Annotated in this window: 23 protein-coding genes; 4 read left to right on the plus strand and 19 right to left on the minus strand. The window is 65.1% G+C overall.

What is annotated here, in order from left to right:
• The 8 genes from VCJ71_RS08155 to VCJ71_RS08190 all read right to left on the minus strand — a co-directional run bounded on the left by VCJ71_RS08155 (position 1) and on the right by VCJ71_RS08190 (position 5,131).
• Positions 1-624: a MarC family protein gene (locus VCJ71_RS08155; protein ID WP_324640375.1), complete on the minus strand. Its 624-nt coding sequence runs from the start codon at positions 622-624 to the stop codon at positions 1-3.
• Positions 621-1,397 (minus strand): Cif family virulence factor, encoded by a 777-nt coding sequence (locus VCJ71_RS08160; protein ID WP_324640376.1) that lies wholly within the window; start codon positions 1,395-1,397, stop codon positions 621-623. The genes VCJ71_RS08155 and VCJ71_RS08160 overlap by 4 nt, the downstream gene beginning before the upstream one ends.
• Positions 1,394-2,287 carry a bifunctional methylenetetrahydrofolate dehydrogenase/methenyltetrahydrofolate cyclohydrolase FolD gene (gene folD, locus VCJ71_RS08165; protein WP_324640378.1) on the minus strand — a complete coding sequence of 298 codons (894 nt, stop codon included), beginning with the start codon at positions 2,285-2,287 and terminating at the stop codon, positions 1,394-1,396. The genes VCJ71_RS08160 and folD overlap by 4 nt, the downstream gene beginning before the upstream one ends.
• Positions 2,284-2,583 (minus strand): YggT family protein, encoded by a 300-nt coding sequence (locus VCJ71_RS08170; protein WP_290136166.1) that lies wholly within the window; start codon positions 2,581-2,583, stop codon positions 2,284-2,286. Before VCJ71_RS08170 ends, folD begins: the two co-directional genes overlap by 4 nt.
• A 68-nt stretch (positions 2,584-2,651) precedes the next feature.
• Entirely contained in the window at positions 2,652-3,170 is a 519-nt protein-coding gene (locus VCJ71_RS08175) for a hypothetical protein (protein ID WP_324640381.1), read from the minus strand.
• Entirely contained in the window at positions 3,167-4,057 is an 891-nt protein-coding gene (argB, locus tag VCJ71_RS08180) for an acetylglutamate kinase (RefSeq protein WP_324640383.1), read from the minus strand. Before argB ends, VCJ71_RS08175 begins: the two co-directional genes overlap by 4 nt.
• Before the next feature lies 1 nt (position 4,058).
• A complete protein-coding gene (locus tag VCJ71_RS08185; RefSeq protein WP_324640384.1) occupies positions 4,059-4,715 on the minus strand; it encodes a queuosine precursor transporter in 657 nt (218 codons plus the stop codon).
• An 86-nt stretch (positions 4,716-4,801) separates the two neighbouring features.
• Complete coding sequence (locus VCJ71_RS08190) at positions 4,802-5,131, minus strand: hypothetical protein (RefSeq protein ID WP_324640386.1); 330 nt, start codon at positions 5,129-5,131, stop codon at positions 4,802-4,804.
• Between the two features lie 95 nt (positions 5,132-5,226).
• Here VCJ71_RS08190 and VCJ71_RS08195 point away from each other — a divergent pair, with 95 nt between their 5' ends.
• Positions 5,227-5,805 (plus strand): thermonuclease family protein, encoded by a 579-nt coding sequence (locus tag VCJ71_RS08195; protein ID WP_324640388.1) that lies wholly within the window; start codon positions 5,227-5,229, stop codon positions 5,803-5,805.
• Between the two features lie 187 nt (positions 5,806-5,992).
• Here VCJ71_RS08195 and VCJ71_RS08200 read toward each other — a convergent pair whose 3' ends face one another.
• From VCJ71_RS08200 to VCJ71_RS08235, 8 genes are all read right to left on the minus strand, one after another.
• Positions 5,993-6,571 (minus strand): DUF4440 domain-containing protein, encoded by a 579-nt coding sequence (locus VCJ71_RS08200; protein ID WP_324640390.1) that lies wholly within the window; start codon positions 6,569-6,571, stop codon positions 5,993-5,995.
• Positions 6,572-6,710: 139 nt separating this feature from the next.
• Positions 6,711-7,007, minus strand: coding sequence for a hypothetical protein (locus VCJ71_RS08205; protein ID WP_324640391.1), 297 nt, complete (start codon positions 7,005-7,007; stop codon positions 6,711-6,713).
• 62 nt (positions 7,008-7,069) lie between these two features.
• Positions 7,070-7,816, minus strand: a complete 747-nt coding sequence (locus VCJ71_RS08210) for a M28 family metallopeptidase (protein ID WP_324640392.1) — start codon at positions 7,814-7,816, stop codon at positions 7,070-7,072.
• Positions 7,817-8,007: 191 nt separating this feature from the next.
• Positions 8,008-8,367: a hypothetical protein gene (locus VCJ71_RS08215; protein WP_324640394.1), complete on the minus strand. Its 360-nt coding sequence runs from the start codon at positions 8,365-8,367 to the stop codon at positions 8,008-8,010.
• 52 nt (positions 8,368-8,419) lie between these two features.
• Positions 8,420-8,722, minus strand: coding sequence for a helix-turn-helix domain-containing protein (locus tag VCJ71_RS08220; RefSeq protein WP_324640395.1), 303 nt, complete (start codon positions 8,720-8,722; stop codon positions 8,420-8,422).
• A 118-nt stretch (positions 8,723-8,840) separates the two neighbouring features.
• The gene (locus VCJ71_RS08225) at positions 8,841-9,248 is read right to left on the minus strand and encodes a hypothetical protein (protein ID WP_324640396.1); all 408 of its coding nucleotides are present in this window, start codon (positions 9,246-9,248) and stop codon (positions 8,841-8,843) included.
• 33 nt (positions 9,249-9,281) lie between these two features.
• A complete protein-coding gene (locus VCJ71_RS08230; RefSeq protein ID WP_324640398.1) occupies positions 9,282-10,340 on the minus strand; it encodes a ribonucleotide-diphosphate reductase subunit beta in 1,059 nt (352 codons plus the stop codon).
• Between the two features lie 105 nt (positions 10,341-10,445).
• The gene (locus tag VCJ71_RS08235) at positions 10,446-11,003 is read right to left on the minus strand and encodes a hypothetical protein (RefSeq protein WP_324640400.1); all 558 of its coding nucleotides are present in this window, start codon (positions 11,001-11,003) and stop codon (positions 10,446-10,448) included.
• Between the two features lie 77 nt (positions 11,004-11,080).
• Between VCJ71_RS08235 and VCJ71_RS08240 the strand changes: the two genes are divergently transcribed.
• A complete protein-coding gene (locus VCJ71_RS08240; RefSeq protein ID WP_324640401.1) occupies positions 11,081-11,314 on the plus strand; it encodes a hypothetical protein in 234 nt (77 codons plus the stop codon).
• An 84-nt stretch (positions 11,315-11,398) separates the two neighbouring features.
• Here the strand turns inward: VCJ71_RS08240 and VCJ71_RS08245 are convergent, their stop codons facing one another.
• A complete protein-coding gene (locus tag VCJ71_RS08245) occupies positions 11,399-11,698 on the minus strand; it encodes a hypothetical protein (protein ID WP_324640403.1) in 300 nt (99 codons plus the stop codon).
• Between the two features lie 166 nt (positions 11,699-11,864).
• Here VCJ71_RS08245 and VCJ71_RS08250 point away from each other — a divergent pair, with 166 nt between their 5' ends.
• Positions 11,865-12,110: a DUF2171 domain-containing protein gene (locus VCJ71_RS08250; protein ID WP_324640405.1), complete on the plus strand. Its 246-nt coding sequence runs from the start codon at positions 11,865-11,867 to the stop codon at positions 12,108-12,110.
• A gap of 191 nt (positions 12,111-12,301) precedes the next feature.
• The gene (locus VCJ71_RS08255) at positions 12,302-12,763 is read left to right on the plus strand and encodes an EF-hand domain-containing protein (protein WP_324640407.1); all 462 of its coding nucleotides are present in this window, start codon (positions 12,302-12,304) and stop codon (positions 12,761-12,763) included.
• Positions 12,764-12,782: 19 nt separating this feature from the next.
• Here the strand turns inward: VCJ71_RS08255 and VCJ71_RS08260 are convergent, their stop codons facing one another.
• Both VCJ71_RS08260 and VCJ71_RS08265 read right to left on the minus strand, forming a co-directional pair.
• Positions 12,783-15,122: a YadA-like family protein gene (locus VCJ71_RS08260; protein WP_324640409.1), complete on the minus strand. Its 2,340-nt coding sequence runs from the start codon at positions 15,120-15,122 to the stop codon at positions 12,783-12,785.
• A 283-nt stretch (positions 15,123-15,405) separates the two neighbouring features.
• Positions 15,406-17,442 carry a ribonucleoside-diphosphate reductase subunit alpha gene (locus VCJ71_RS08265; protein ID WP_324640411.1) on the minus strand — a complete coding sequence of 679 codons (2,037 nt, stop codon included), beginning with the start codon at positions 17,440-17,442 and terminating at the stop codon, positions 15,406-15,408.
• Positions 17,443-17,705: the final 263 nt, after the last annotated feature.

Consider the following 17,705-nt stretch of genomic DNA (forward strand, 5'->3'; position numbering starts at 1 on the left):
TCAGATCCCGAAGCTGCCCTTCAGCCCGTCGATGACATATTGCGCGGCGAGCGCGGCGAGCAGGACGCCGAGCAGCCGGGTGATGACCGCCTCGACCCGGTCGCCCAGCAGGCGGATCAGCGGGCCGGCAGCGATCAGCGCCAGCATCGTCAGCAGCAGCACGGCGCCGAGCGCGCCGAGCACGACCATCGTTTCTTCCGTGCCTTCCGCATTGTTCATCAGCAGCATGATCGCCGCGATGGCGCCCGGCCCCGCCAGCATCGGCATGGCCATGGGGAAGACCGACACATCCTCGACTTCAGGAGTGGCAGCGATTTTCTCCGCCCGTTCCTCGCGCCGCTGGGTGCGCTTTTCGAACACCATCTCGAACGCGATCCAGAACAGCATCAGGCCGCCCGCGATGCGGAAGCTGTCGAGCTGGATGTGCAGCGCAGCCAGCAATTGCTCCCCGAACAGCGCGAAGATCAGCAGGATGATCGCGGCGATGAAGCAGGCGCGGATGGCCATCGTGCGCGCCTGTGCGGCAGAGGCGGCCTTGGTCAGCCCGGCGTAGATCGGCGCGCAGCCGGGCGGGTCGATTACCACGAACAGGGTGATGAAGGCCGAAACGAACAGCTCGGTCATTTGACGAAGTTGCCTTCCGGCGTGACGCGGAACACGAGGGCTTCTTCCCACTCGCCGTTCTTGACGAAATCGACCGTCAGCCGCCGCGCGCCGTCCGGCTGTTGCTCCCAGCGCCAGACCAGGCTCCTGTCGCGCGACACGTTCTGGCCATGTTCGCTGCCATCCAGGGTGACATAATTGCGCGGCGGCGGAAGCGCTTCCGCGCCGCCACAATCCGCGACCCGCGCGCCGATATCGTCGAAGGCTTCGACCGTGATGGCGCCTTCTTCCAGCGGTTCCTCGTCGCGCCGGGCTTCCATGCGTTCGGTAAGGTCGGGATCGACCGCGCCCATGTCATACGCCCACTTGTAATCGCCATCGAACTGGCGCTGCCACACGGTCACGTACTGGCCCCAGTTGCCGTCGGGCTCGCGGAAGCGACCATAGGTGACGGCGGTGTCGCCCGTGCAGCTGGCCCAGACGGCAGACGGCGCCCATTGCACGGCTTCGGCGGGCTCTTCCTGCTGGGTGAGCCATGGCAGCGCCGCAATCGCACCGCCGCGCCCGTGGATCACTGCGCCGTCGGCGGAAAAAGCGCGGAATGCGGCCCACTGCCCCGTCTCCCGCGCCGCACGGGCGAAGCGGATATCGGCGGCGACGACTTCGACCGGCTGGGCGATCACGTCGACTTTCGAAAGGACCTGTTCGGCCCGGCTTTGCGAGACGGCAGGCGGCGGCGCAGAAGCGCAGGCGGCCAGCGCGCCGAGTGCCGGAAGGACGAGCAAGGCCCTCACAGCGCGCTTTCGTCCAGTTCCAGCCCTTCGCGGCGGAAGGCGGAGACCAGCGTGTTGCGCAGCAGCACGGCGATGGTCATCGGGCCCACGCCGCCGGGCACCGGGGTGATCGCCCCGGCCCGCTCGCTGGCGCCGCCGAAATCGACGTCCCCGACCAGCCGCGTCTTGCCCTCCTCGCTTGCCGCAACGCGATTGATGCCCACGTCGATCACCGTCGCGCCGTCCTTCAGCCATTCGCCCTTCACCATTTCGGGGCGACCGACTGCGGCCACCACGATATCGGCGCGGCCGACCACTGCGGGCAGGTCTTTCGTGCGGCTGTGCGCGATGGTGACGGTGCAGTTTTCGCCCAGCAGCAACTGCGCCATCGGCTTGCCGACGATGTTGCTGCGGCCGATGACCACTGCGTCCATTCCCGACAGGTCGCCCAGCCGGTCGCGCAGCAGCATGATGCAGCCATAAGGCGTGCACGGCACGAAGCCGGTGCCGCCCGTCGCCAGCCGCCCGGCGTTGATGACATGGAAGCCGTCGACGTCCTTTTCCGGCGCGATGGCAGCGATCACCGCCTGCTCGTCGAGATGAGCCGGGAGGGGCAGCTGGACGAGGATGCCGTCCACCGCATCGTCGGCATTGAGCCTCTCGACCAGGGCCAGAAGGTCGGCCTGCGACGTGTCTGCGGCGAGACGGTGCTCGAAGCTTTCCATGCCTGCGCCAACGGTCGCCTTGTGCTTGTTGCGCACATAGACCTGGCTTGCGGGATCTTCGCCCACCAGCACCACCGCAAGGCCCGCCTTGCGCCCGGCCTGCTCCTCAAACTGCGCGGCAAGCGTTCCGATACGTCCGCGCAGGCGCTCGGCGAAACCCTTCCCGTCGATGATCGCGGCGGTCATATGGATGCGTTCACCATGCCGCCCAGAACGATCATGATGACATTCAGGAGGACGATGACGACGAGCGGCGAGAAGTCGATCATGCCCGTGTCCGGCATGATCCGGCGGATAGGCCGCAGGATCGGTTCGAGCAGGCGGTTGATGCTGGTGTAGAAGTTCGAGAAGAACTGGTTCGACGGGTTGAGCACGTTGAATGAGAACAGCAGCCCGATGATGAATTGCGCGATGATCAGCACCAGGAACACCGTCGTCAGCAGGTCCATGATATTGTAAAGCGCGATCAGTATTTGAGTCATTGCATTCCCTGCGCGTAACTGTGTTAGCGAGATAGGTCACGTACGCCTGCCTCGCAAGGGAGCAGGCTTCAGCCCCCTCGTCCGGAGCGCTCCAGCGGCTCGATAAAGGTCTGGCTCTCGATGCGCCAGCGCGTCGCCTGCCCTTCGCTCGTTTCCGGCTCCAGCACCCTGTCCATCACCAGCGAGCCGCGCCGGGGCGGCGTGTCGGCCTTCGCCGCGTCGGTCAACGTGCCGGTGACGGTGCAGGTGGGCATCCCCTCACCGGTCGAGACTTCCGGTTCCTCCCACGCGATCTGCGGCGTGGTGTAGCCGGTCAGCAGCGCTTCCAGCCGGGCGCCGTCGATCACCGGATCGTCCCACAGCAGGGCGGCGCGCCCGTATTCGCCGGAGGACAGCGCCTCGAAATAGAACTGCGCCGCGGTCGCGCATTTCTCGCTGCGCAGCGCGGCCTGGTCGGCGGGCGCGATGGGCACCGGCGGATTGGGACCGGACAGGCCCGGAGCCTCCTCGCCGGCCGTAGGTGTTTCGTCCGCGTCCCCGCAGGCGACGAGCGCCAGCGGCGCCAGCATCATGGCAAGCAGCCTCATGCCTCTCTCCTGATCAGCGTACCCGCGCCGCGCGCGGTAAAGAATTCGAGCAGCATCGCGTGCGGCACCCGACCGTCGAGAACGACCGCAGCATCGCATCCTGCCTCCACGGCGGACACGCAGGTTTCCAGCTTAGGGATCATGCCGCCGCTGACCGTGCCGTCCTCGCGCAATTCCGCGATCCGGGCAGGGGTCAGGTCGGTGACCAGTTCGCCGTCCTTGTCGAGCACGCCCGCCACGTCGGTCAGCAGGAACAGCCGCGCCGCGCCGATGGCCGCAGCGATCGCGCCCGCCATCGTGTCGGCGTTGATGTTGTAGGTGTGCCCGTCCAGCCCGCGCGCGATCGGCGCGACCACCGGGATCATGCCCGCCGCGCTGGCCGTGTCGAGCAGCGTGGTGTCGACCGACGTCGGATCGCCGACGAAGCCGAGGTCGAGCGCCTTTTCGATCAGGCTGTCGGGATCGCGCGTCGTGCGCTGAAGCTTCTCCGCCGTCACCAGCCCGCCGTCCTTGCCGCTGATGCCGATGGCCTTGCCGCCGGCGTTCGCGATCCAGCCGACCAGTTCCTTGTTGATAGCGCCCGACAACACCATCTCGGCGACCTTGGCCGTCGCCTCGTCCGTCACGCGCAGCCCGTCGACGAAGCGTGTCTCGACCCCCAGCTTGCCAAGCATCTCGCCGATCTGCGGGCCGCCGCCGTGGACCACGACCGGGTTGATCCCGACCGCTTTCAACAGGACGATATCCTCGGCAAAGTCACGCGCGGCATCGGCATCGCCCATCGCGTGGCCGCCGTATTTCACCACGAAAGTGCGCCCGGCATAGCGCTGCAGGTAAGGCAGCGCCTCGATCAGCACCTGTGCTTTGGCGATGCTTTCCCGGCTCACGTCAGGCGCCCTTGCGGTCCAGCTTGCGACCGAGCATCACCGCGCCCTGGATCAGGAACGGCACGACCACCAGGCTGAGCGCGACCTTGGCACTCGCCTGGCCGATCATCAGGTCCATGATGGGCCGCGTGCCGGCAAAGGCGATAGTGATGAAGATGACGGTGTCGATCGCCTGGCTCAGCGCGCTGGCGATGGCCGCGCGGACCATGAGCGCGCCGCCCTTGCTCTCACCCTCCTGGTTGCCGCGCAGGCGGTTGAACAGGTAGACGTTGAGGAACATCGACACGCCGTAGGCGATGGGCCCGGCGATCCAGATGCGCAGCGTGCCCGACAGTACGGTTTCAAACGCCTCAGGCGCGTAGCTGTTCTCGTCCACCGGCAACCACAGGACCAGTTGGGTCAGCGCGAAGGCCACGCCGAGCGGCACGAAGCCCCACAGGACCAGCCGGTTGGCGACCGCGCGGCCGTGCAGTTCCGCCGTGGCGCTGGACATGACGACCAGCAACAGGAAGGCAAAGATGCCCGCTTCCACCGCCAGCGGGCCGAGCGCGACCTGCTTGAAGCCGAGCACGCCGGCGAGCACCACCATGCCGCCATAGACAAGCGCGGTGAGGAAGAGCGAAGGCGCGATAGCGCGCGGCTGGGTATCCGGGTCCATCGCGCCAGCCTTAGCGGCGGGGGCGCGCGGGGGGAAGTGGCCGCGCGTGACCTCTCCCCCGCAGCTACAACCGCTCGCCGGGCGCGTTACTGCGCGGCGTCGGCGGGTTCGGGAGTGTCGACCATCGGCGGCTGCGCGGCGTCGGGCGCTTCGGTGCCGCCCACGGTCACGTCGACCTCGTCCGGCATCGTCTCACCGCCGGTCAGCGCGCCTTCTTCCGGCACGACGGTCGGGAGGTCCTCTTCCAGCGCCTCTTCGGCGGAGACGCCGGCTTCGGCGCCTTCCATGGTCGCTTCGGTCGTGTCGCCCGCGGGGTTCCACATGAACACGATCGCGGCCAGCGCTAGTACGGCGAGCAGGACGATCCAGATCCACATGCGGGACTTGGTTTCTCCGGGTGCGGGGTCGACGGCCATGGGTTTCTCCTTGGGGATTGCGGGGTGTCCTGCGCCTTCAACGGGCCCCCGCCGCGCCAGTTCCGAAGCGGTCGCCGCGGTGCTAGGCGCGCACCATGGCCCGCCGCCCTTCCCGCACGCCGCCGCGCCCGCCCCGCTTCGATGCGCCGTGGAACCGCCGCCGTGCGCGGCAGCGCCGGTTCGGCGGCTGGTGGCGGAGCGGGCGCTGGCTGCTGCTGGTCGCGGCCATCGTGCTGGCGTGGCGGATGCTGGAAAGCACGCTCGGCCCGCCGCGCACTTGGACGCAGAGCGACGTTCGCGTGGGCGTTTGCGGCGAAGGGCGCAGCGCCGTGTGCGCCCTCGACGGCGATACGCTCGCCATCGGCTTCGGGCCGCAAGGCCGCCGCGTCCGCCTCACCGGCTTCGACGCGCCCGAACGCGATGGCGCCTGCCCGGCCGAGAGCGCCAAGGCCGAAGAGGCGACGCGCGCCCTCGTCCGCTGGCTCAACGCCGGGCCGTTCGAGTGGGACGGCGGCGCCGATCCCCCGCGCGACCGATACGGGAGAGAACTGCGCAGCGTCCGCCGCACCGGCGCCGACGGCCGCGTGCGCCTGCTGGCCGATCACATGGTCGAGGCCGGCCTTGCCGAAGGCTCCGGCTGGGCCGCGTCCGCCATCGACTGGTGTAGGACCTGAGTAGGAGCCGCGCCCGCCGGCTCCTATTCGATGGAACACATGGAACACGGTCCTGGCGCAAAACCGCCCGCGCGGCCGCACGCGTCCTTCATGCGGTGAAGCCGGGCGAGAGGGGCCGAGGATGCTGCCATGGCGCGAGTGTGCCACGCCCCGCCGCAAGTAGGAAAGCGCGCACCACGCCGCGCGGTCAGGCCCCGTCGGGCGGGTATTGCGGCGCGGGTCCGTGATCGATGCTGAGGCTTTCGAGCAGGCGGAAGCGCCCCTCTTCCGGCATCCATTGCCACACGTGGAGATAGCGCCCGCCGCCGGTCTGCACCCATGTCGGCCCGCCCGGATCGTCCGGACCATAGGCGCCGGCAGGCCGCTGGCGAAGCTCGTGGAACGTGTGGTGCCCTTCCTCCAGCACGCCCCAGGTGCCGAGCGGTTCGATCGTGCGGCTGCCGGGCACGAGCAGGCGGCGGTTCCTGTACCCTTCGTTCTCCCCGCCCGGCTCGCGCGCGGCGCATTGATTGCGCGATTGCTCGATCATGTCCGCCCCGCTCGCGAGCGGAAGGCCGGCAAGATCGTGGATCATGCGGAAGTCCGGGTGGACGAGGTCCGCCACGGAATCGGGATCGCAGCCTTCGAAGAAGGCCCAGAACAGCTTCGCATCGTTCGCCTCGATCTGCGCGACCATCTGCGTGCCCGTCGGCATTTCGGTGGCGGCAGCCGGCGCGGCGGGTACGGGTGCGGCCTGCGCGAGCAGGAAGGCGGCGAATGCAATCATAGTGGATCTCTCCCGATGTGTGTTGCCTTGATAACACACCTCGTGGGGAGGTCAAGCGATCAAGTAATAGGCAAGGTGGAGTGGCGCCGGATCGAATTCGTCCATGCGGCCCCGATATCACCGGTCGGGCGAAAAGCCGCTAGCGATTGATCTTCGAGGCGTCGAAATCGCCGATGACCGGTTCGTCGGAGGCGAGCTCCGGCTCGGCCGGAGAATTGGCGCTTTCCGCGCCGGTTTCAGCTCGGGCGATCGCTTCGGCGCGGGTGTAGCCGCGGGCTTCGTCCACGCTCTTGGCGTATTGCACCCACAGCAGCATCCCGAACAGGCCGATGCCGAGGCACGCCGCTCCGCCGGCGATCGGCTTGCCGCTGCGGAAATAGAGGAACGCGCGCCAGCCGAGGAACCCGACCATGAAGACGCCGAACAATGTAAGCATATGACCCCCGTGATTTTGTCGCGGAAGGCCATAGGGCCGGAGTGCTGAAAAGCCGGTAAACGCTACCGCGAAACCAGCCGTTCGAACACGCCCAGCATCAGGTCGCGCGATCCTTCGTAATAGGGGCGCTGGATTTCGGTATCGCCGGGCTTGTGGTAATCCGGGTTCTCGCTGCCGTCCTCGAATTCCTGGCTGATGCTGGCAACGGTGAAGCCTTCGCGCCGGTACGCCTCGTGGTCGGTGTTGGGATAGGTCGTCACCAGCAGCGAGATCGGCAGGCCCTCCGCCACCTCCAAGTAGAGCGCGGTCAGGTCTTCGGAATTGGAATCGAATTCGATCACCCCGTCGCCGTCGCTGTCCCAGCCGACCATGTCGATATTGTGCATGGATTCGAGAGGAATGCCCGATTCCTTCCAGCGCGCGGCGTTGACCCGCGCGCCGACCAGGCCGACTTCTTCCTGGTCCAGCATGACGAAATGCACGGTCGCGGTGCGGCGAGGCATGGCGGCGAGCGTGCGCGCGACCTCCAGCACGATCTCCACCCCGCTGCCGTTGTCGTCCACGCCGGGGCTGCCCGGCACGGTGTCGTAATGCGCGGCGATGACGATGTGGCGCGGGCTATCTGGGTCGATGTCGGTCGCGGGCAGCACGCCGACGACGTTGGAGCCGGTGAATTCCGTCGCCACGCCGCGCCGGGTGAAGGTGGTGGTATAGGGCTGGTATTCGACCGTCAGGCCGATCCGGATCATCTCCGCCGCGAGGAGGAATTGCGCCATCTCCCGCTGCTCGGGAGAGGCCCGCTCGGTCATCAGCGTAAAGCAAGGCTCCACGCACCGCGTGATCGGCGTGTCATCCTCTGGCGGAGCAGGCGTGCTGACGGGCGCGGGGGTGCAGGCAGCGGTGGCTGCGAGGAGGGTGGCGAGGGGAAAAGTTCTTCGGCCGAAAAATTTCATTGATTTTGCCAACACAAGGGCAATTATCACCATGTGAGTACGTGAACTTACTCGATAATGCCTTCTTCAAATGGAATAACGTTCAAAAGGTATTCTTCCGCAACGTCGCCATATTCCAGCCGAGCCTTAATACTTGAGTCAACCGAAAGATTTATGTCGTCCATTGGCATTTTAATAATCACCAATTTCGGCTGATCATCTAAGTCTAGATCTTCGCTAAGTGGCTTAGTGTATGGGCCTCGCTTGATGACCTCATCTCGATCAACATGCGTGATCTCAAAGGTCAATCGCAAAATTAACGACCTGTGATCTTCGCTAGCATATGCTAATGTTACAAATACAAGGGACCTGAGGAAATTTTGGCCCCGGCTGACCTCAACATCTCGCGACATGACGCCCAAGAACATGGGCTGCCCACTGTCTTCCGTTCGCACTTCTTCGCAAAAAAAAGACGTTCCTTTAAGAGGAGGCATTGCGGACAGCCTCCATCAGTTCGTCATAAGTCACGCCAAATGTTGACTTAAGCTTTTCAAGCTTATCAAACCCTGGCTTTTCCTGACCGTTCTCAAGGCGGGCGATTGCAGCTTGAGAAGAGCTGATAGCGTCAGCCAACTGCTGCTGACTTAGGCCCAACTTCATCCGAAAGTAGGCAGGCGTTGCCATACCGTCTCGGGCGAGCCTCTCCTCGGCCTTTTTCTTGCGAATAGTTGCGAGTTCGGGCCGATCTTTGTTCTCGAAATGGCGACTTACGAAATCCGCCAAGGGAAGGAACCCGTCAGGCGCCGAAGTGAATTCGACTACTGAAAGCGAACGCCGACCCCGCACACGTAATCTAGGCGGCGCGACTCCTGCGCTCTGCCATCTGACTGGCCCGCGAGTATTAGAAGATCGGAAAACCGAGCGTGTCATAAGACTGCCTTATCCGTTTTGAAAAAGTGGAATCGTCTTCGTAATTTTGGTCACGATGCATTATTCCCAATATGCCGATAATCTTGCCTTGGTGATTGGCTGCAGTGATGATCCGCCACTTACGGACACGCAAAAATTTGACGCGGTAAACGTTCCGACCTTCGTTAGCGAGGTATCGGAGAGCCTTGACGCTTTCGATCTGACTATCGGAATATGTGGGATCAGCAATCGCATCACACCAACCCTCGTCACCCTCTAAATCTTCGAACAGGACCTGCATCTCATCATAGGCGAGCTTATCTTCGCTTCGCACGCGAATCAGGTCGGCCGCTACCTCCTCGGCTACAACGAGGCGATAGCGGCGATGTACTTCAGACATATACCGTTTCCGGTATAACGCGCAAGCGTTCAATCACTCCGCCGCTTCCACAGCCCCGCTCTCCCCGAACATGTCCGGGCCGTCGTCCACCGCCTCTTCCTCGTTCGCGGCCTTGGCGCCGCGGCGCTTGTCGAAGCTGGACCACACGTCGTTCCAGTTGCCCTTCGTCGCGCCCTTCGAATATTCGGTCGCGCGGGTTTCGAAGAAGTTGGCGTGCTCCACCCCGTTCAGCAGCGGGGCGAGCCACGGCAGCGGGTGGTCTTCCACCATGTAGATCGGCTGCAGGCCCAGCTGGCCCAGGCGCCAGTCCGCGATGTAGCGGATGTATTTCTTGATTTCCTTCGCCGTCATCCCCGGCACCGGCCCCGCGTCGAACGCCAGGTCGATGAAGGCATCTTCCAGCCGCACCGTCTTCTGGCACATGTCCATGATGTCTTCCTTCACGGACTTGGTCAGGCAGCCGCGTTCCTCGCAGAAGGCGTGGAACAGCTTGATGATGCCTTCGCAGTGCAGGCTCTCGTCCCGCACGGACCAGCTGACGATCTGGCCCATGCCCTTCATCTTGTTGAAGCGCGGGAAGTTCATCAGCATGGCGAAGCTGGCGAACAGCTGCAGCCCTTCGGTAAAGCCGCCGAACATCGCCAGCGTGCGGGCGATATCCTCGTCATTGTCGACGCCGAATTCCTGCAGGTAGTCGTGCTTGTCCTTCATCTCCTCGTATTCGAGGAACATGCCGTATTCGCTTTCCGGCATGCCGATCGTGTCGAGCAGGTGGGAATAGGCGGCGATGTGGACCGTTTCCATGTTGCTGAAGGCGGCCAGCATCATCTTGATCTCGGTCGGCTTGAACACGCGGCCGTATTTCTCGTGGTAGCAATCCTGCACCTCGACATCGGCCTGGGTGAAGAAGCGGAAGATCTGGGTGAGCAGGTTGCGCTCGTGATCGGACAGCTTCTGCGCCCAGTCGCGGCAATCCTCGCCCAGCGGCACTTCTTCCGGCATCCAGTGGATCTGCTGCTGGCGTTTCCAGAAGTCGTAGGCCCACGGATATTCGAAGGGCTTGTAGGTCTTTCTGGCTTCGAGCAACGACATCTTGTGGTCTCCTGGGTCCGCGTGGCCGACTCATATAGGGAATCATGGCTGCGAAACGAAGGCAAGCAGATATGATTCGGCGGGGATAAGCGCGGGAAAAGAAAGTCAGGCGATGAGCGTGAACAGCGCGACCAGCGCGAGCACCGCAAGGCCCATGCCCATGTAAGGGGTGCCGGGCGCGACTTTCAGCGGATCGATATCGGAATAGCGCTGCGGCAGGGGCTCCGCCTCGCCGTCTTCCCCGTGCTGGCGGGCCTCGTGATTGGCATAGAAGCCGGTGCCGATCAGCAGCAGGCCGACGAAGGTGAACACGGTCTGCGTGTCGAGGCCGAGCTCCTCGTAGGTCGCCAGCCCGATGTCGCCGCCCGCCGCCTGCGGGAAGGCGAGCAGCAGGGCAACGAAACCGCCGAAAACCAGCGGCACTCGCCGCACCAGCCACGTGGCGCCGTGATCATCCTCCGGCTCCTCACCGTGGTTCCAGCGCAAATCGGCGACCCGGTCGGTCGTTGCGGAATGGGCCAGCGCGCGCTCGATCCGCCACTCCCGCCAGCGCCACCGCAGCCAGCGCAGCTTCGAAATCGCGGCCATGGGTGCAGTCGCCACCAGCGTCAGCCAGGCCGCCTGTTCGACCAGGCCCGGAGTGATGACGGAAAGCCAGTCCATTGCCAGCCGAAGATACCGGAACCGCGCGGCTGCTCCAATCGTTTTCACCGCAGGCCCATCGCAGAAGGAACAGCACCATGGCGCACCACGATACGGACAAGGACACGGCGGCCGAGCCGAAGGTCGACAAGTCGCAGCAGAAGTTCGGCTATGGCGACCGTAATGACGGCATCGAGCGGGTCGAGGCGGAAAAGGGCGCCGAAAAGCAGGCGGGCGAGAACTCGGACGATCCCGACCACGACCCGCTGCTGGTGGACGAGCCGCAGAAGGTCGCCCGCGCCGATGCACAAAGGCCGCTGCAGCAGTCCTGACCTCAATATCCCCCAAACGCGAAAGGCCCCGCATTGCTGCGGGGCCTTTTCGTTTGCGCCAACGGCGTGGCCTGGTGTTTGGGCTTAGCGCTGGGGCTTGTTCACCCGCCGGCTGATCTCCAGCAGCAGCAGGATCGGCGTCGCCCACAGCCAGAGGAACAGCCCGCTTTCGTGCCAGCCGCGCGTGGTCGGCAGTTCGAAGCTGCATTCATACATCTCGAACAGTCCGACGCCCGGACAGCGCGCGGGATAGACCGCGGTGTTGAGCAGGAAGACCCCCAGCCCCACCCAGCTCAGAGCGCACAGGATCAGCAGCACAAAGCGCAGCGGCCCCCATTCGCGGTAGGAGCGGCGCAGGTTAAGCGAGAGGTTCATCTGGCTCATGGTCAGCCTGCATAATTTGCGAGGGTTTCCATTCGGTTACCGGGATGTGGGCGGACAGGATTAACCGCCCCGCCGCCCCCGAACCGTTTTTCCCGTGCGACGAGCCGAGGAACGGCGCCCGCGCACGCCCGTTATATAGGTAACTCACTCATACGAAAGGAAAAACATGCTCGAACGGATGCGCATCAAGGAACATATGGAAGTCGTCGATTTCGATGGGAACCACGTTGGAACGGTCGATGAGGTCGAGGACGAGCGGATCAAGCTGACCAAGTCCGACAGCTCGGACGACAAGCACCACTACCTGCAGCTCGACAGTGTTGCGAAGATCGCGGAGAACCGGATTTACCTCGACAAGGGTACGAAGCTCCCCGTCGGCATGGGCAACAAGGCCCAGATGGAAATGAGCTGATCGACCGGTTCGTTGGGAGCCGCAGCTGAGACGGCTCGATACCGTACACGCGAAAAGCCCCGCGCCATCTATTGATGGTGCGGGGCCTTTCGTTTGTCCAGCGTGTGTCCGCAGTCCCCGATGGCGGTTTGTCAGACGCGTGCCCCTCGCCTACGGTGCCCCTACCTTACTGATTTTCCAAGGACACGCCGATGACCCTCGCAATCCTGCTTCCTCTCCTTTTGGTCGCTGCGCCGCAATCGGCCGACGAGCCGTTGGCGCGGGCCGATTACCTGCGGCTGATGGACCAGGAGTTCGCCGCCTACGATGCGGACCGCGATGGCGTGGTCACCTCGGCGGAGGTTGCGGCGAAGCTGCAGCAGGACCTGCAGATGCAGGCGCTGCAGGCGAACCGCCAACTCTTCGCGCAGCTGGATACCGATCGGGACGGCATGCTTTCACCGGAGGAATTCGCCGCGCTGGCCGCGACCGGCCAGCGAGCCGATCCCTCGCAATTCATGGGCCGCGTCGATCTCGATGGCGACGGCAACGTGAGCCAAGTCGAACATCGCCGCGTCATGCTGGGCGCTTTCGACGCGATCGACACGAACCTCGACGGAATCGTGACGGCCGCCGAGCTCGCGGCTTCGCAGCAAGGCGGGGCGGCACGCTAGGCACCGCCCTCGCGCGCCGTCAGAACTCGCCGCCGATACCGATGGTGGCGCCGGTGTTGTCGCCGCCGGAGTGGCTGACACTGGCGGAGATCACCAGCGGCACGTCGACATTGAGCCGGTGCGCCAGGCCTAGGCTGAAGGCATTCTCGCCGCGGAAGGTTGCGCCCTTCGCAAGGTAGCTCGTCCGCCCCGGTGCGCTCGGCATGGAAGGATCGGCCTGTGCCATCGCGGCCGCGACACCGGCTCGCATGTCGCTGTCGAGATCGTCGATCCGGAGGCCGATCAGGTCGACCCGCCCCTCCAGCGCCGCGAACTGCATGTCGCTGACCGCGGCGATGGACTGGACCTGCGCCCGCACATTGGCGACCGAGGCGGCGGTCGCGGCGTTGGAGACGCCGAGCGTGCCGTTTCCATCCACCGTCACGAACTGCTCCTCGCCCACCTGCGCCGCGTCGGAGGCGGCGATGTCGCCCACTGCGACCGATGTTCCCGCACTGCCCAGCATCACCTGGTTGTCAGCCGTGGTCTGCGCATTGGCGCCGAGCGCAGTCGAGCCTGCGTTGGTGGCCGAGGCACGGTAGCCGAAAGCCGTGCTGTCGGACCGGGAGGCAAGCGAATCCACCCCGAAGGCCGACGAGTTCGCTCCGGTCGCAGTGGCCCCGTCGACACCCGCATCCTCATCGCTGTCGCCGCCAAAGGCTGTAGAATTCACGCCAGTGGCGCGCGCCGCGTATCCGACCGCAGTCGAGCGGTTGGCGGTGGTGGCGAAGCGCCCGATGGCGATCGCCCCGATTCCTTCCGCGCTCGACTGCCGCCCGATGGCAACCGAGTGCGTGGAGCGGGCAAAGGCATCGAGCCCGATCGCGATCGCCGAATTACCCGGGGTCTGCGCATCACGGCCCAAGGCCAGCGCATCGGCATTCGTCGCCCGCGCACCGCTTCCCAGCGCGAGCGCGCTTGACGCCGTGGCGGAGCTGTCCGCCCCGATCGAAACCGCCCGGTCGCCGACCGCCTGCGCCCCGATAGCGTCGGCATCGCCGGCATCGCCTCCCAGCGCGATGGCGGAAAGACCCTGCGCGAGACTGCCATCGCCCGTCGCGATAGCGCCCGATCCGACAGCGCCGGAATCGCGCCCGATGGCCACGGCACCAAGGCCATCGGCCGCCGCGAAGGAGCCGAGCGCCGTCGCCTCCTCTCCCGCAGCGTCGCTACCCCTTCCCAGCGAAATTGCACCAGAACCTTCGCTCGATGCGAGGTAGCCGATCGATATCGCCGTGGCGGAATTGGCAAGGACCGAGGCGTTGGAGCCTATGGCGAGGCCGTAATTCGACTGTGCTTGCGATTGAAAACCGAGCGCGACCGACTGGATACCCGAAGCTTGCGCGGTAACGCCGAGCGCCATGCCGGTGTCGCCCGAAGCCGAGGAATCGCGCCCCACGGCGATGGCACCGGACCCGCTGGCCGACGCGCCGACCGTGTCGGCGTCCGACCCGTCCCCTCCGATTGCGATGGAATTTTCCCCGCCGGACGAACTGCGCACCCCGAGGGCGACCGAGTTGGCGCCGGTCGCGTTGGCGTTGGCACCGACTGCGGTGGCGGTGTCAGCGCCCGCGATCGCTTCGTTGCCGAGCGCCGTCGCTTCGGAGAAATTGGCAGTCGCCTGTTCGCCCACAGCCGTCGCTTGGAAGCCCTGCGCTTTGGCGGCTTCGCCGAGCGCGGTGGATTCTCCGCCGCTGGCGTCGGAGTGGGCGCCAAGTGCCGTGGCACCCCCTGCGCCCGTTGCCTGCGCGTTTTCACCGACCGCCGTGGCGGATGCCTGCGAGGCGTCGCTGTCGCGGCCGATCGCGATGCTGCCATCTGCAGATGCCAGTGAATCCTCGCCGATGGCGATCGATCCGGCACCCTGCGCGCGCGCCGCGATCGTGTCGACATCGGTGCTATCGTCGCCCCCGATGGCGACCGCCCCCTGGCCCGTGGCGCTCGCCCGGTTGCCGAGCGCGACCGATCCGGCCTGCGTCGCTTCCGCGGCATAGCCGAAGGCGGAACTCGCCCCGGTCCCGCGCGCACTGGCGAACGACCCGACGGCCGTCGACTCCCCGCCGGTGGCTTGCGCATCCGCGCCGATCCCGACCGAATTGAGCCCCGAAACGAGGGCATCGTCGCCGCACGCCACATTGCTGATCTCGAACTCCGAATCCGCCCCCAGGTCGGTGTCGATATTGCTGTCGGCGTTGCCATCATTGTTGGTGTCGAGCAGGCAGTCGTCGGCCCGCGCCTCCTGCGCCGGCAGCAAGGTGAGGCACGCAGCGGTCGCGGCCCCTGCGAACAGCGCGGCGCGAAGCATCGAAGTCTTGGTCATTGTGTTCCCCCCGAATTGAAATCCGGGCGGGCGACTTTGCGACTCGGCGACCGGACTGATGCGGGCGAGCGTAGCGCCAAGTTCGGCGGCGTGGTTGTCTTTATGCGACAATCTGCACAGCGAAGACGCGGCATTTCGCGTTTATTTCCAAGGAATTGGGAAATTCGTTCACTTCCGCACCCAGTGCGAACCGCCGCGCTTCAGGGACAGCGCGCGGCAAAACACCCGCAGCGCGCGGCTGCGGGTGTCCTGTTCTTGCACCGGTAGACGAACCGAACGCCGCCTACTGGCAGGCGAGGCACTCGTCGTAGTCGGTGCTTTCGCCTGCGCTCAATTCGTACTTCGCGGCATCGGCGGTGTTGTCCGCCTCCACCCCGCCGGCGAACCCGGCGCGCTGAACCGATTTCGACCGCAGGTAATAGAGCGACTTGATGCCCTTCTCCCACGCCTGGAAGTGCAGCATGGCGAGGTCCCACTTGTCGACGTCGGCCGGGATGAACAGGTTCAGCGACTGGGCCTGGTCGATGTAGGGTGCGCGGTCGGCTGCGAATTCGAGCAGCCAGCGCTGGTCGATTTCGAAGCTCGTCTTGAACATCGCCTTTTCTTCCGGGCTGAGGAAGTCGAGGTGCTGCACGCTGCCGCCCTTTTCGAGGATGGAGTTCCACACATTGGTGGAATCCTTGCTCTTTTCGCGCAGTATCTCTTCCAGGTACGGGTTCTTCACGATGAAGCTGCCCGACAGGGTCTTGTGCGTGTAGATGTTCGCCGGGATCGGTTCGATACAGGCGCTGGTCCCGCCGCAGATGATGCTGATCGACGCGGTCGGCGCGATCGCCATCTTGCAGCTGAAGCGCTCCATCACGCCCATTTCCGCCGCATCGGGACAGGGCCCGCGTTCCTGCGCCAGCATCATGCTGGCTTCGGACGCCCTGGACTGGATGTGCTTGAACATCTTCAGGTTCCAGGTCTTGGCCATCGCGCTTTCCATCGCGATGCCCTTCGACTGGAGGAAGGAGTGGAAGCCCATCACGCCGAGACCGACGGACCGCTCGCGCTCGGCGGAATATTTCGCACGCGCCATCTCGTCCGGCGCGCGGTCGATATAGTCCTGCAGCACGTTATCGAGGAAGCGCATCACGTCCTCGATGAACATCGTGTCCTTGCTCCACTCGTCCCAGTTTTCCAGGTTGAGGGAGGACAGGCAGCACACCGCCGTACGGTCGTTGCCGAGGTGGTCGACACCGGTCGGCAGCGTGATCTCGCTGCACAGGTTGGAAGTCGAGACCTTGAGGCCGAGATCGCGGTGGTGCTTCGGCATCATGCGGTTCACCGTGTCGGAGAACACGATGTAGGGCTCGCCCGTGGCAAGGCGGGTTTCGACCAGCTTCTGGAACAGGCTGCGCGCATCCACCTGCCCGCGTTCGGAGCCGTCCTTGGGGCTGCGCAGGGTGAACATCTCGCCCGCACGCACCGCTTCCATGAACTCGTCGGTCAGGAGGACGCCGTGATGCAGGTTGAGCGCCTTGCGGTTGAAGTCGCCGGAAGGCTTACGGATCTCGAGGAACTCCTCGATTTCCGGGTGACTGACGTCGAGATAGCAGGCCGCCGATCCGCGCCGCAGCGAACCCTGGCTGATCGCCAGCGTCAGGCTGTCCATCACCCGGACGAACGGAATGATGCCGCTGGTCTTGCCGTTGAGGCCGACCGGCTCGCCGATACCGCGGACATTGCCCCAGTAGGTGCCGATGCCGCCGCCCTTGGATGCGAGCCACACGTTCTCGTTCCAGGTGCCGACGATGCCGTCGAGGCTGTCGCTGACGGAGTTCAGGTAACAGGAAATCGGCAGGCCGCGCCCTGTGCCGCCGTTTGACAGTACCGGTGTGGCGGGCATGAACCACAGGCGGCTGATGTAATCGTACAGGCGCTGGGCATGCTCCTGGTCGTCGGCATAGGCATCGGCCACGCGGGCGAACAGGTCCTGGAAGCTTTCGTCCGGCAGCAGGTAGCGGTCGGTCAGCGTTTCCTTGCCGAATTCGGTGAGCAGCGCATCGCGGCTGTCGTCGGTCTGGATCGTGAAGCGGCGCTCGCACACGGTGTGCGAATCGCGCGGGGCCAGCGCAGTCTTCAGCGCCTCGCCCATGGCTGCGGCGGCGCCTTCGGCAACCTTGTCCGCCACCAACGCGTCGGTGCCGTCGTCCTGCTTGTCCATTTTTACTGCCTTCTTGGCCCCGTTCTTCGGGGCATCCGTTGCGGGAGCATCCAGCGTCGCTTCGTTCGTCACATCATCCATCGAAACGTCGTCACCTGCCTTGAAATCCATTTGTCTGCCCGCCTTCATTCCGAACGACCCGCGAGGGCCGGATGTTCCAGTTTCGTTCGAGTCGGGAACGGGCCGGGAATGATGTAGCGTATGTGGGGACTGGGCGCGCGGGTTCCACCGCTTCTTTTCGCCCGATTTTTACCCCCGGCCTGTCCACAGACAGGCCCACAAGCTCTTCCACAGCGCCCGTGACCAACCCCGCCCTGGCGAATCTTTTCCCGCTGCGCGCCTGCCCCGCTTCGGGCCGCGCTTTCGGGCTTTTC

Source organism: Pseudoblastomonas aquimaris (genome assembly GCF_035481675.1).
In the GTDB taxonomy this organism is placed as follows: Bacteria; Pseudomonadota; Alphaproteobacteria; order Sphingomonadales; family Sphingomonadaceae; genus Alteriqipengyuania_B.